Origin of the sequence: Janthinobacterium salmonicoloratum (assembly GCF_051380845.1) — a bacterium.
GTDB lineage: Bacteria > Pseudomonadota > Gammaproteobacteria > Burkholderiales > Burkholderiaceae_D > Janthinobacterium > Janthinobacterium lividum_F.
On record NZ_JBNYXV010000003.1, the window covers coordinates 361,281 to 375,494 of the forward strand.

General features: G+C 63.4%; 8 protein-coding genes. 6 read left to right on the forward strand and 2 right to left on the reverse strand.

The genetic code is table 11. The features are described from left to right. Positions 1 to 20: 20 nt before the first annotated feature. The 6 genes from ACQ4WY_RS18360 to ACQ4WY_RS18385 all read left to right on the forward strand — a co-directional run bounded on the left by ACQ4WY_RS18360 (position 21) and on the right by ACQ4WY_RS18385 (position 6,273). Positions 21 to 842, forward strand: a complete 822-nt coding sequence (locus tag ACQ4WY_RS18360; RefSeq protein WP_436505230.1) for an ABC transporter permease — start codon at positions 21 to 23, stop codon at positions 840 to 842. Positions 843 to 853: 11 nt separating this feature from the next. Next, complete coding sequence (locus ACQ4WY_RS18365) at positions 854 to 1,645, forward strand: ABC transporter ATP-binding protein (protein ID WP_353658150.1); 792 nt, start codon at positions 854 to 856, stop codon at positions 1,643 to 1,645. A gap of 234 nt (positions 1,646 to 1,879) precedes the next feature. Beyond that, a complete protein-coding gene (locus tag ACQ4WY_RS18370) occupies positions 1,880 to 3,778 on the forward strand; it encodes a sensor histidine kinase (protein WP_436505231.1) in 1,899 nt (632 codons plus the stop codon). Between the two features lie 3 nt (positions 3,779 to 3,781). Then, positions 3,782 to 5,128: a sigma-54-dependent transcriptional regulator gene (locus ACQ4WY_RS18375; protein ID WP_353658152.1), complete on the forward strand. Its 1,347-nt coding sequence runs from the start codon at positions 3,782 to 3,784 to the stop codon at positions 5,126 to 5,128. A gap of 104 nt (positions 5,129 to 5,232) precedes the next feature. Beyond that, positions 5,233 to 5,523 (forward strand): hypothetical protein, encoded by a 291-nt coding sequence (locus tag ACQ4WY_RS18380; protein WP_436505232.1) that lies wholly within the window; start codon positions 5,233 to 5,235, stop codon positions 5,521 to 5,523. A gap of 69 nt (positions 5,524 to 5,592) precedes the next feature. After that, entirely contained in the window at positions 5,593 to 6,273 is a 681-nt protein-coding gene (locus ACQ4WY_RS18385) for a hypothetical protein (RefSeq protein ID WP_436505233.1), read from the forward strand. 54 nt (positions 6,274 to 6,327) lie between these two features. Here ACQ4WY_RS18385 and pbpC read toward each other — a convergent pair whose 3' ends face one another. Then, on the reverse strand, positions 6,328 to 8,412 hold the full coding sequence (gene pbpC / locus ACQ4WY_RS18390; protein ID WP_436505451.1) for a penicillin-binding protein 1C: 2,085 nt from the start codon (positions 8,410 to 8,412) through the stop codon (positions 6,328 to 6,330). 17 nt (positions 8,413 to 8,429) lie between these two features. Beyond that, positions 8,430 to 14,195, reverse strand: coding sequence for an alpha-2-macroglobulin family protein (locus ACQ4WY_RS18395; protein WP_436505234.1), 5,766 nt, complete (start codon positions 14,193 to 14,195; stop codon positions 8,430 to 8,432). Positions 14,196 to 14,214 lie beyond the last annotated feature (19 nt).

The following is a 14,214-nucleotide window of genomic DNA, read 5'->3' on the forward strand; positions in this document are numbered from 1 at the left end:
GCCAATCTGAAAGTATCACGATGAATATTCAAATGATGAAACGCTTCGTGCACGGTGCCGCCGTGCCCGTGGCCGTGCTGCTGTTCTGGCAGGCGCTGTCCACGTTCGGCTGGATCAATCCGCAAATCCTGCCCTCGCCCGTGGCCGTGGTGGTGAAGTGGTATGAATACCTGATTCCCATGGAAGCGTACACGCCCGAAGCGGGCAATTACCTGGTGTGGATGTTCTCCGGCGAACTGCCGCATGACGCCTGGGCCAGCCTGTCGCGCGTGCTGGGCGGCTTCGCCATCGGCGCCGGCCTGGCCTTGCCACTGGGCCTGCTGATGGGTACCAACAAGACCGTCTATAAACTGTTCGATCCGCTGGTGCAGGTACTGCGCCCGATTCCGCCCATCGCCTACATTCCGCTGGCGATCCTGTGGTTCGGTCTGGGCAACCCGCCCGCCTTCTTCCTGATCAGCATCGGTTCCTTCTTCCCCGTGCTGATGAATACCATCGCCGGCGTACGCCAGGTCGACGGCATTTATATTCGCGCCGCGCGTAACCTGGGCGCCAGCCAGATGACGATGTTCCGCCGCGTTATCTTGCCGGCCGCCACGCCCTACATCCTGGCTGGCGCGCGCATCGGCATGGGCACGGCCTTCATCGTCGTGATCGTGGCGGAGATGATCGCCGTCAACAGCGGCCTCGGTTTCCGCATCCTGGAAGCGCGCGAGTACTTCTGGTCCGACAAGATTATCGCTGGCATGTTCACCATCGGCCTGTTCGGCCTGGCCATCGATATCGCCATGAATGCCCTGAATAATCATTTGCTGCAGTGGCACCGCGGCCTGGAACACTAAGAGGAACGGCCATGACCACGATCAATATCAACGCAGTCAATAAAATCTTCACCACGGGCGGCGCAGACGTCATCGCCCTGAAGGATATCAACCTGGAAATCGCCAGCGGCGAGTTCATCTGCCTGCTGGGGCCGTCCGGCTGCGGCAAGTCGACCCTGCTCAACGCCATTGCCGGCTTTTCGCAGCCGACATCGGGCCAGATCCTCGCTGGCGGCAAGCTGATCACCGAGCCCGGTCCCGACCGCGGCATGGTGTTCCAGGAATACGCGCTGTTCCCATGGATGACCATCGAAAGCAATATCGCTTTCGGCTTGGAAATCGCCGGCAAGACGCCGGCCGAAATCAAGGAACGGGTTGACATGCTGCTCAACATGCTGGGCTTGACGGAATTCCGTACCCGCTACCCGAAAGACTTGTCGGGCGGCATGCGCCAGCGCGTGGCGATCGCCCGTGTGCTGGCCCTCGACTCACCGATCATGCTGATGGATGAACCGTTCGGCGCACTGGACGCCTTGACGCGACGCAACCTGCAAGATGAATTGCTGAAAATCTGGAAAGTCTTCGGCACCACCATCGTGTTCGTCACGCACTCGATCGAGGAATCGATCTACCTGGCCGACCGCACCATCGTCATGACCTACCGTCCCGGCACCATCAAGCGCGACGTGGCCATCGACCTGCCCCGCCCGCGCGACCCGAGCGACCCCGAGTTCAACCGCCTGAAGCGCATGTTGGGCGAGATGGTGATGGAAGAGCAGCAAAGGCACCATAACGCAGAAACGATGGCGAGTACTGCTGATTAGTGATATCTGACCAAACCTACTGCGCGTCGGTATAGGCGGCCTGCGATGCTCACCGTACTAGAGTACGGTTGCGCTTCTCGGCCACCTCTCCCTTCCGCTCGCTACGGTTTTGTCAGACACTGCAAGTTTGCCTGTCAATCGTAAATCAGGATTCACCCACTCGGGTGAATCCCGCCGTACACTACCATTCCCTCTTTGCGGCACACGCAAGCTTAACCAAATACACGGAGCACCATGGCATTCGGCAAATGGACCCTGAGACCCGCGCTCGGCCCCCTGCTGGCCGTGGGCTCGCTGGTCGTGCTGACGTGGGCTTCGTATGCCTGGGTCAAACAGCGCCAGCTCGATGAATTGCACCGCACGCTCGATTCGCGCGCGGAACTGTATGCTGCGTCCATCGGCGGCGCCCTCAACAAGTACGAATTCCTGCCCCTGGCCGTGGCCCAGAGCGATGCCGTGGCGCAATTGCTGGAACAGCCCAGCGCCGACAAAGTCGCGCAGATCAACGCCTACCTGGTCGACATGAACCGCCGCGCGGGCGCCTTTGCCGTCTATGTGCTCGATGACAAGGGCACGACCCTGGCGTCCAGCAACTGGCAAGACCGCAGCTCCTATGTGGGCGTCAACTATGGTTTCCGGCCCTACTTCAAGGATGCGTTCGCGGGCGGCATCGGCCGCTTTTACGGCATCGGCTTCTCCACCTTCGAGGCCGGCTATTTCATTTCGCAGCCCGTGCAGCGCAACGGGCGCATCATCGGCATCGTCGCCGCCAAGGTCAACCTGGACTGGATCGAGCAATCGTGGCGCACGCCCGGCGCAGGCGAACAGATCTGGGTCAAGGATGCGAATGGCGTGATCATCCTGGCGACCACACCCGCCTTCAAATTCAAGACCCTGGCGCCGCTGTCGCCGGCCGCAAAGAACGATATCAGCGCGCAGCGCCAGTTCCTGCAGGAAAATCTCCCCATTTTGCCGCACAAGGTGCAGCGCCAGTTCGCCGACGGCGCCAGCGTGATGACCCTGGAGCGCCCGCAGGCTGGCGACACGCCGGCCCTGTCCGGCAGCGCCGACAAGGTGAACTATCTGGCCGTGAACCGCGCGCTGGGCCCGCTGCAATGGCAAATTACCGTGCTGGCCGAGCTCGACCAGGTCGATGAGGCGGCGCGCAACGCGGCCATCGCCGCCGCGCTGGGCTGGGCCTTGTTGCTGCTGGCCCTGATGTATGCGCGCCAGCGTCGACGCCGCATCGCCGACAAGCTCAATGCGCAACAAACCCTGGCGCGCGCCTATGAACAGCTGGAAATCAAGGTCGAGCAGCGCACGGCCGACCTCGTGCATGCGAATGGCCGCCTGCAGGCGGAAGTAGCCGAGCGCGAGCGGGCCGAGCAAACCTTGCGCTACGCCCAGGCGGAACTGGTGCAAAGCGGCAAGCTGGCGGCCATCGGCCAGATGGCGGCCGGCGTCACGCACGAGCTGAACCAGCCTCTGGCCGCCCTGCAAACGTTTTCCGACAATGCCAAGGTCTTTTTGGCGCGCGGGCGCATCGACGATGCACTGGACAACCTGTCAACCATTTCCGACCTCGTCAAGCGGCTCGGCTATGTCACCTCGCAATTGAAAGGCTTTGCGCGGCGCAGCGACGATGCGCGCAAACCCGTCAGCGTGCGCCAGGCGTTTGCGCAAACCATGCTGCAAATCCGCACGCGCAAGCATTCACAGCGTTTGACCCTGCATGAAAGCTGGCTTGAGGACGACATCACCGTGCTGTGCAACGCCATCGGCCTGGAACAGGTGTTTACCAACCTGATCACGAACGCCATGGATGCCGTGCCAGAAAGCGAACCCGTGCAGATATGGTTCCAGGTGCGGCGCGAGGGCGACCTCGCCGTACTGCATATCACCGATAATGGCCCCGGCATCCCGCTGGCCTCGCTCGACAAGATCTTCGATCCCTTCTATACCACCAAGGAACACGGACTGGGCTTGGGTTTGTCGATCAGCGCAGGCATACTGCGGGCGGCCGGCAGCGCGCTGGCCGTGCGCAACCGCAGCGCGCAGGAAGGGGGCGGCGCACAATTCACCATCACCCTGAGCTGCGCCCCGAGGGAGAATAAGATAGAGACGAAGGAATAGGGAATGCACGAGAATAATTTTGAGGGCATGCAAGTGCTGCTGGTGGAGGACGATGCCGTCGTGCGCAAGGGCGCCCGGCAATCGCTGGAACTGGCAGGATTGCAAGTCACGGCCGTCGCCACGGCCGAGGAAGCGCTGCCCTACCTGGTGCCCGAATTTGCCGGCATTTTATTGAGCGACATCAAGCTGCCCGGCATGGATGGCTTGAAACTGCTCGATATCGCCGTGGCGCAGGATGCCAGTCTGCCCGTCATCCTCGTCACCGGTCACGGCGACGTATCGATGGCCGTGGGCGCCATGCGCCGTGGCGCCTACGATTTCATCGAAAAGCCGTTTTCCGCCGACCTGCTGGTGGAAGTGTGCCGCCGCGCACTCGACAAGCGCCACCTGGTGCTGGAAAACATGAACTTGCGCCGCCAGCTTGAGCAACGGGTCGGCATCGAGGCGCGCATCGTGGGCCGCAGCGCAGCCATGGCCAAGGTGCGCCAGCTGGTGCTGAACCTGGCGCCCAAGTCTGCCGACATCATCATCCTGGGCGAAACGGGCACTGGAAAAGAACTCATCGCGCGCTGCCTGCACGACTTCAGCGAGCGGCGCGACCACCCGTTCGTGGCCATCAACTGTGGCGCCCTGCCCGAGTCGATCTTCGAGTCGGAATTGTTCGGCCACGAGGAAGGGGCATTCACGGGTGCACAGCGCCAGCGCATCGGCAAGATCGAGTACGCGAACGGCGGCACCCTGTTCCTCGATGAAATCGAAAGCATGCCGCTGGCCCTGCAAGTGAAACTGCTGCGCGTGCTGCAGGAACGGCAGGTGGAACGCCTGGGATCGAACAAACTCATTTCCGTGAATTTCCGCGTGATCGCCGCCGCCAAGGAAGATTTGAATGTATTGGCGGAGCAGGGGAAATTCCGTCCCGATCTGTATTACCGCCTGAACGTGGCCAGCCTGACCCTGCCCGCCCTGCGCAACCGGCGCGAGGATATCCCGCTGCTGTTCGAATTTTTCGTGCTGCAGGCGGCCCTGCGATATGGCCAGCCGGCCGCCCTCGTCAGTGGCGAACTGATCGCCTCCTTGATGGCGCAGCGCTGGGCCGGCAATGTGCGCGAGCTGCACAACGTGGCCGACCGCTTCGTGCTGGGCTTGCTGGACGACACCCTGACCCCGGCCGGCTGCCGCGAAGCATCGTTGGCCGAGCAAGTCGACACGTTCGAGATTTCCATCATCGAGGAAGCCCTGCGCCGCCACAATGGCAACGTCATCGATGCGGCGGCCAGCCTGAATATTCCCAAAAAAACCCTGTACGACAAGCTCAAGCGATTTGATATCTCGACGGAACAATTTCGCTAATCTGAGCAAGTAGCCGACACAGCCATGAGGCGGCGTCCTACCCGTGCCGGCGGCATCCTGTGTGAGAATGCAAACTCTTACTCATCTCTGCACAGGACACTGCCATGAAAACCGCCGCTCTCTTGCTGGCCGCTACCCTGATGACCGTGGGCGGCGCCTGGGTGCAAGCCCAGTCAACGACAAATGTCAACCAGACGGGCAACCACACCAACAACCGCAACGATCCGGGCCAGCAATCGGACCAGTCCGACAAACTGGACAACAAGGGCAAGCTGATCCACGACGGCAAGCCCAGCAAGACACGCACGGACAAACGCAGCCGGCGCGGCAAGCCCACGGCACCGCCAGCCTCGACGCCAGCAGTGCCCAGCATCCCCATCGCCCCCTCTAAATAGTGTCAGCGCTGCGCCACGTTGCCTCCAAGCACGCTATCATCGCGCCTTTGCAAGATAGCTAGGATGACAATGAAAGCAGCATGGCAAGTGATGGTGGCGGCAGGCGTACTGGCCGCAGCGAGTGTACAGGCCGCGCCCACGGTGGGCGAGTGCATGGAACTGACGACGGGCATCAAGTTCAGCAAGAACAATGGCGACGCGCAAGTCAACGTCGAGGAAACCTTCGAGGGCAAGAAACTCAAGGGCACGCAATTGATCCTCGATGGCGGCGTCTTGCTGGCCACGTCCTATCAGGACATCCGCGACGGCCAGGTATTCCTGACAGGCAACGTCCATTACAACGAAGACGGTACCGTGCGCAGCAAGAACGTTTATACGTCGCAGTCCGCCATCCCCGCCAACATGCGCCCCGGCCAGGAAGTGCGGGTGCGCTTCACGGACACGCAAACGAGCACCCACTACCCGCTGGCCGGCCTGTCCGACAAGATCACCACCTCGACGCGCACGGATAAACGCGATTTTTCCATCACCTTCCTGGGCTGGGAACGCCTGGAACTGGGCGGGCGCCGCTTCCCCGACGCCTGCAAGTTCGAGCTGCATGACGTGGGCGGCAAGAGCAAGGGTCAAAGCGGTGAATACGTGTGGTACGCGCAGGGCTACGGCCTGATCATGACGGACAAGCTGGACCAGGATGGCGACGTGCAGCCGGCCTACCGCATCGCGCTGACGAACATCCTCAGCGCGCCGTAAATACTTTTTGACAACACTACGCTAGAAGCTAGCCAAGGGCATAAATCGCTCCGCCTAATTCAGCTGCGCCAGCGCATTGCCCCGCACCTGGAACGCCACCCTGGCCACCGTCTTGCCGGCGTCGTCGACGAGGGCCAGCGCATGCTTGCCAGGGACGGGGCGCCAGCTGATGCTCTCGGCTGCCGCGCCCATGTCCTTGCCATCGAGTACCCAGCGCAAGGCATGGCTGCCCTGGGCCTGGAAGAAGACGCGCTGCAGGGCGGGCGGGATGTCGGGGTCGATGGCGAGGATGCTGTCCTCGGCCGGATACACGATAGCGGCAGGCTTCACGGTGTCGCCCAGCACGGCGATGACGGCGCTTTCCGTGCCGGCGATAAACCATTCGCGGCGCGGCGCTTCCAGCGCGGGCTGATACGCCACCATTTGCTGCAGCACGCCGGGCGGCGCTTTCGGCGCATGGCTGGGCACGTTCTTGTGCAGATAATCCATCACGTCGCGCCACACGGGCGCGGCGCCCGTCACGCCCGAGACGTCCCACATGGGCTTGCCATCGAAGTTGCCCACCCACACGCCCACCGTGTAGCGCTCCGAGTAGCCCATGCACCAGTTGTCGCGCATGTCCTTGCTGGTGCCCGTCTTGACGGCGCTCCAGAAGTTCGTCCCCAGTTCGTTGCGCAAGCCAAAGGTCATGCTGCGCGCGGCGCGGTCGGCCAGGATGTCACCGATGATGAAGGCGGCGCCCGGTTCCATCACGCGGCGCCTGTCCTTGCCAGCCTGCCCCGGCTGCAGGCTGGCCGTGCTGTACAGCCCGCCATTGGCCAGCGCGCGGTAGGCGTTGGCCAGTTCCAGCAGGGTCACTTCGGATGAACCCAGCGCCAGCGAAGGGCCGTAGTATTCGGCCGGTTCCGTCAGGCTAGCCAGGCCCACGTCCTTGAGGCGATTGTAGAAGCCGTCCTGCCCCGTCAACAGCACCGTGCGCACTGCGGGAATGTTGAGGGAACTGGCCAGGCTGGTGCGGGCGCTGACGTAACCTTTGAAGTTGCGGTCGTAGTTTTGCGGCGCATACATGCCGGACGCCGTGGCGACGTCCAGCGGCGAGTCGTCCATGACGGAGGCGGCCGTCATCAAACGACGTTCGATCGCCAGTTCATATAAAAATGGTTTCAAGGTGGAACCGGCCTGGCGCAGGGCCGCCACGCCATCGACATGGCTGCCGCCCGCATTGCCGACATAGGCGAGGATCTCTCCGCTGCGGTTGTCGAGCACGATGATGGCGCCATCGTTGACATTGCGCTCGCGCAAGGACGCCAGTTGCTGGCGCAGATTTTCCTGTGCGAAGCGCTGCAAGGGGCCGTCCAGGGTGCTGGCGACCTGCATACCCGCCTGTTTCAGCAGTTGCTGCGCCACTTGCGGCGCGGGGGCCAGGTCCGCGTACAGGGCCGTACGCTGCAAGGCCGTCTGCACGCGCTGGCCGATCAGCTGGCAGCTGCTATCCATGCGCCACTCTTTCGCCAGCGCGCAGGCACGGCGCGTGACGGTGGCCGGCGGCGCGTTCGGCGCCCGTACGAGGCTGGCCAAAATGATGCCGTCCGTCTGATTCAAGCCGGACGGCGCCTTGCCGAACAGGCTGTACGAGGCGGACGCGATGCCTTGCAGCTCGCCGCGGAACGACACCAGGTTCAAGTACGCCTCGAAAATCTGCGCCTTGCTCCAGCTATCCTCGATGGCTTGGGCGGCGCGCATCTGGTCCCATTTCTGGCGCAGGCTGCGTCCGCCCGCGGACGCCTGCAAGTCCGCGTCCAGCTGGCCTGCCAGCTGCATGGTGATGGTCGAGGCGCCCCGGGGCTTTTTCGAAAACAGATTGTCCCAGGCAGCCGTGGCCAACGCGGACACATCCACGCCGCCATGGCGCATGAAGCGCTGGTCTTCCGCCAGCAGCACAGCCTGGTGCACGGCGGGAGAAATGTCGGCCAGCGGCACCCACGGCAAGCGCCGCACTTTCATATCCACGCGCAACGATTGCAGGGGCGCGCCGCTGCGGTCCAGCAGTTGCGCTTCCGAGCTGCGGTAGGCGGCTTGCACCTGGGCCGGCGTCAGCACCGCTTGCGCGGATGCCGGACCAGCCAGCACGCAACACATCATCAAAGCCAGACGTTTCACTGCCCCACCTTCACATTCGCATTTGGCGACTCGCCAAACATTTCGGGCGAATACATGGCTTCGATGCGCGTGGCCGGCAGGCTGAAGTCGCCTGCGTTGTTCAGGCGCACCGTGTATTCCACGCTCCAGCTGCCCTTCGGCACAAACGCGTAATACGCACGGAAAGCATCAAACGCCCGTTCCTCGAAGGTAGGCCAGACCCAGCCCGTGGATTTTTCGCCGGCCGTGAGCAACTGCGAATCGCGGCCCAAGCCATTGCCCAACACCGTGGCGCTGGCGGGAATCGGGTCGTCGACCACCACCCAGCTCATGTCCGCCTGCGCGGACAAGTCCAGGCGCACGCGGTAGACATCGCCGCGCGACCACTGGCCTGTCGTCTTCTGTTCCACTGGCGTAATGGTTTTCTTGATCGTGTAGCCGCTGGACACAGGCGCCTTGAGCGGGATGGCCGCCAAGCTTTGCACGGTAGCCCATGGCTGACCCGTGCCGCTGTGCGCCAGGCCCAGCGTATCCGTGCCCTTCGGCCACGCTTGCAGCACGGGGCCGACTTTCGCCGCGCCATTCCACACGAGCGCTTGCGTATCGCCACCCAGCTTCACGGCGCTGGCGCCCGTCACGGGCGTGGACTCGAACTTGGCCGAGAATTTGGCGATGGCCAGGGTGCCCCAGGCGTTGGCCACCGTGGTATCCCAGCGTCCCTTCTTCTGGCGCCCCATGCTGCCGCGCACCAGGCGGCCGATGTCGTCCTTCCACGCCGGGTTGTCCATCACGGCCAGCAGCAGCCGGTTGGCGTTGACGTCGCCCGATACCATCAGCCACCACCAGTTATCCTTGCGCTCGGTGGAGAAGCCCATGGTCGTGCCCTGGAAGTTCAGGCGTGACCGCAAAATCTGCTGCGCCTCGGCCAGCAGCGCATCGCGGCGCGCCAGGCTTGGCGTGCGTTGCAGCAACAAGCTCCAGTCGATGACGGCGGAAGTGGGCCACAGGTTCGGGCTGATGCTGAAGCTCTCCAGCGCATCGGGCGGTACCTTGTTCGAACGCGACAGCGCTTCCAGCGCAGCGAGCTTGCGCACGGCCAGGTCGGTCGTGGCCAGCGCGGAGCGACGTACGATGCGGCCCTGCACGAAGGCCGTCAAGGCTTCTTCCATGCGGTTTTTCGTCTGCTCGGGAATCGCATAGCCCGCTTCCCTGGTGGCCGACAACACATACGCCGTCAGGCTGTCGCTGCCCTGCTCCATGATGGGGAAGTATTTCAGCATGCCATCGCTGTCCAGGTAGGCGGGCAAGCTGGCGGCCAGCTTGTTCCACGCATCCTGGTCTTGCAGGGCGATGGCTTTCGACGTGTTCTGCTCGAAGCAGGTGTAGGGGTAGGCGGCCATGTACTCGCGCACGCCGGGCAGCTCGCCGCCCAGCTTGGCAACAAAGCTGGTCTGGATGCCGCCCCGGCCCGGCAAGGCGCCGGCCGGCATCTGCACGGACATATTGATCGGCTTGTCAATTTGCTGCAAGGTGGCCTGGTACGTGCGCACGGGCGTGGCCTGGCCTACCTTTTGCGTGATTTTGAGCTTATCGGAGGTGTTGCCAAGCCCGCTGCCCGCCTTGGCGCTAATATCCCACACGATGCTCGCCGCACCGAGCGGCACCTGATAATCCCAGCCCACTTCGCGCGCTTCGCCAGCCGCCAGGGTCAAGCTCTGGCGCGGCAAGGCCTTACCGGCAGCGCTGGCATTGAGGTCCACGCTCAAGGAGGCGGCCGAGGTGTTGCGCACAGTGAACCCTGCGCGCAACTGATCGCTTTCACGCACGAGTGTCGGCAAGCCCGACATCAGGATCAAGTCTTGCGAGCTGCGGATATCCGTGCTGCCCGTGCCAAACAATTCCTTGCCGGCGCTGGCAATGGCGACGATGCGAAACGCCGTCAGCGAATCGTTCAGCGGCACTTGCACCGTGGCTTCACCCTTGGCGTCGAGCTTGACGGTACCCTTCCAGAACAGCAGGGTGTCGAACAGTTCGCGGCTGGCGCCCTTGCCGCCGCCACCGCCGGCCGGGAAGGCCTTGCGGCCGAAGTGGCGCTTGCCGATCACCTGCATCTGCGCCGTCGCCGTTTCCACCTGCAGGCTGCGCTGCGCCATCATCGTATCGAGCAATTTCCAGCTATCGTTGGGCATCAGTTCCAACAAGCCCGTATCGACGGCCGCCAGCGCCACTTCGGCGCCAGCCGGCAACGGCTTGCCGTCGGCGCGGCGCACGCGCACGGATACCTCCGCCTTGTCGCGCGTTTTATATACTTCCTTGTCGGACACCACCATGACATTCAGCTCATGCGCCTGCCACCCCACGTTCAGGGGCGCGATGCCCATCTTGTAGGCCGGCTTGCCCAGATCCACCAGCGCCGTCGGCTGCACGCCATCGACCCTGCCCCGCACGACAAACACGGACACATACACATTCGGTGCGTAGTTCGGTTTGACCGGGATATTCACCACCGGTTCCCGGCCATTGAGCTGGCGCACATAAGTGTCGAGGATGCCTTCGCGCTCGACCGTGATCAGCGCCGTGCCCGAACGGAACGGCATGCGCACCTGCAAGCTCGCTTCCTGGCCCGGTTCATAGCGTTTCTTTTCAGGCAGCACGTCGATGCGGTCATTGTCGCTGGCATTGAACCACCAGTCGCCGCTGCCGGCCACCCAGGTTTCGCGGTTGGCGACAGCCGCGTTGCCCGCACTATCCTGCGTACGGGCGCGCAGAATCAAATTGCCGCTGGCAGGCGCCTTCACGTCGCAAATCAGCAAGCCTTTGTTGTCCGTCTTGCCAGTGCAGGCCGAGCCCAGCTTGACGACTTCGCTGCTGTTTTCATATGCATAGAAGCCGCCGATCAAACGCCGGCGGTGCGAATAGCTATTGCGCTGGAAGAAATCCACGGCGACCGCCGCATTCGCCACGGGCTTGCCATTGGTACCCAGCACGGCGACCGTGAACTTGAAGGCATCCTTGCTCAAGGCCCAGGCGTCGGGCTTGATGCCGATCACGACATTCGATGGCCACAGCGGCACGCGCGTGGCGACCGAGGCCGTCTCGCCATTCGCGTCCTGGAAAGCCATTTCCGCCACCAGGTCGCGCGGCGAAGACAGTTGCGGCAGCTGGTCGATGACGATGCGCGCGCCACCCGCCTTGTCCAAGGTCAAACTTTGCGTGCGCGCGGCCGTCGCGCCGGCGCCGGCGCGCCCGCCATTGCCCTCATCCTGCCACTCGCCTTCATCGTCGTCGTAGCCCGTGCCCTGCTTGACGAGCCCTTCCTTCACGTCGCCATTGCTGAAGCTGACATCGGGATAATCAGCAAAAGTCACGCTCTTGTCTTGCAGCACCGTGCGCAGCTTGACCGGTGCGTTGGTGGCGGCGCCACCGGCCAGATACGTGATTTGCGCATCCAGGGCCACCTGCTTCGCCTGCACCGCGGGCGCTTTCGGACCCTGCAGCACGGCCTTCATGGTGGGCACGCGGAAGGCCTCGACCCTGAAACTGCCGGATGGGCGGCCCGCCATCGTCACGCTGTACTCGCCCTGCTTGGCGTCGGCGGGAATGGCCCAGTCGCTTTCCGCCGTGCCGCTGGCCGACCAGCGCAGGGGCAACTGGTAGTTCTGGTCGCTGCCCTGGTGCGTGATGACAACGGAGGTGGCGCTGCCGGGGCCATTGTTCTTGTCGACCAGGCTCATGCCCTCGCCCGTGTGCTTGCGAATGAAATGCTTCATGTGCACGGTTTCGCCGGCGCGCAGCAAGGTGCGGTCGAAAACCGTTGCCAGCAAGGTATTGTCGGCGCGCGTGTCGTCCGTGGGCAAATTGAAGCGCCAGGCTTCGATGCCGCCCACCCAGTCCGACAGGGTGAACGTCATGTCGCCGCCGCTGCGCGCACTAATAAAGTAGCGGCCATTGTTCTTGCAGCTGGAATTGGCCAGCTCGCCGGGGATGTGCGCCACGCCATCCGCGCCCGTGGCGCCTTGCCACAGCAACTTGCCGGCGCAGTCACGCACGGCCACTTGCGCTTTCGCAACAGGTGCGCCCTTGTCCAGCGACGTCACCCACACGAGCGACGATTGCGCCCCATGCTTGAAGTGCGCCGCCAGGTTGGTCACCAGCGCGGCCGTGCGAATATACGCCGTGGTCGGTTTGCCCAGCAGCACCTTGCCGAGGATGGGGCTGGCCAGCTCGACCACATAAAAGCCTGGTTTTTGCAGCGGAATACCGATCACTTCAAAGGTTTTCTTGCCATCCGGACGGGGCAGGCTGATGGGCCGCGTGCCTGCCGCATCGGCCAGCACGGATTTGCTCATGTTGCCCGCATACTGGGCATACGGCTGCCAGTATTCGCCCCCATCGCCATTGCCGGCCAGGCGCTGCATCCACTCGATGATGAACTTGTCGTCATTGTCTGGCACGCGCAAGGTGGCGCCCGTGGCGGCCGATGCCGGTGCCGATTCCCTGGCGATTTCCTTGCCCGACAGCACAGGTTCGATATTGCGCACCGTCACGGGCAGCAAGCCGTCGCCCTTGGCTTCGATGATGCCGAACGGGGCCGGGAACTTCAGCAGCGGTGGCTGTTCCCCCGTGCGCACCGTCATGGGGAAGCGCGCGCGATTGAGCAAGGCGCGGCCCGCATCATCCGTCAGCTTCGGCGGCAGATTCAGCACGAAACTGGCTTGCACGGGGAAGGGGCCATTGAACGTGGCGCCATACAGGAATTCGGCCTTTTCTTCCTCTTTTGAAATCGTCGGCGCATACGTCTTGCCGCCGCCCTTCAAGGTCATGGCGCGCACCTGCGCCGCGCTCACAGGCGCGGAAAACTGCACGCGCATGGGCAGGAAGGGAATGCACTGCTCCTTCGGATTGCTGCGCTCGCAGCTGAACTTGGCCGTGAAGTCGGGGCGCGTCTTGAACTGCAGGGTTTGCGCCTTGTCCGTGGCGATGCCGCTGGCGCTGGCGATGCCTGCACCCCACACCAGCGACACCTTGGCGTTGGCAGGGAAGCTGCGCTTGCATTGCAGCACGGTGACAGGCAGCGGCGGTGCGCCCTTGCTGGCAACGGGCATGCCCACTTTCCATACGACGCCCCGCTTCTTGAAATACACGGTCAGGTAGCGGTCAAGAAAGCTCTTGCGCAAGGTCAAGACCTGCTCCAGTTCCTTGCCCACAAGCTGCCGCACGGGAATCTTTTCATTGATGCCATCGGCGCGGCAATACGCGTTGGCGGCCACGCTGGCTGCGTTCGGCGCGGCGTCGAGGCCCAGCACGAAGATCTGGTTTTCATCGATATACGGCTGGCCGTCATACGGTACGGCCTCGACGATGGCCGGCCCGCCCGTGCTGAAACGGTACGACGCTGCCCCCTGCAAGGGCTGGCCCGCCTGGTCCTTCAGCCCCGCTTTCAAGGTAAAGCTACACGCCACGCCGGCCGGCAAATCGCGCTCGAAATCGTAGTTCCAGTTGCGCTCGTCAGCCCAGCGTCCCGCGCCCGCCACGACGGCCGGCTCGGCCTTGCCACAATCGATGGCAAACGGCGCCGGCAAGCCCATGTCGCCAAACGGCACCATCGGCGTGGCAAACTGGGCCCGCACCTGGCGCACGGCCTTGACCGTGCCGCTCGGTGAAAACAGGGACACGCCGCTATCGGCCCAGGCCGGCATAGCCAGGCCCAGCGACAGCAGCAGATATAGCGGGCCCAGTTTGCCAGACAGCGGGGAAGAAACAACACGGGGGTGATCAGGCACGGGTGACTCCTTGATGAAA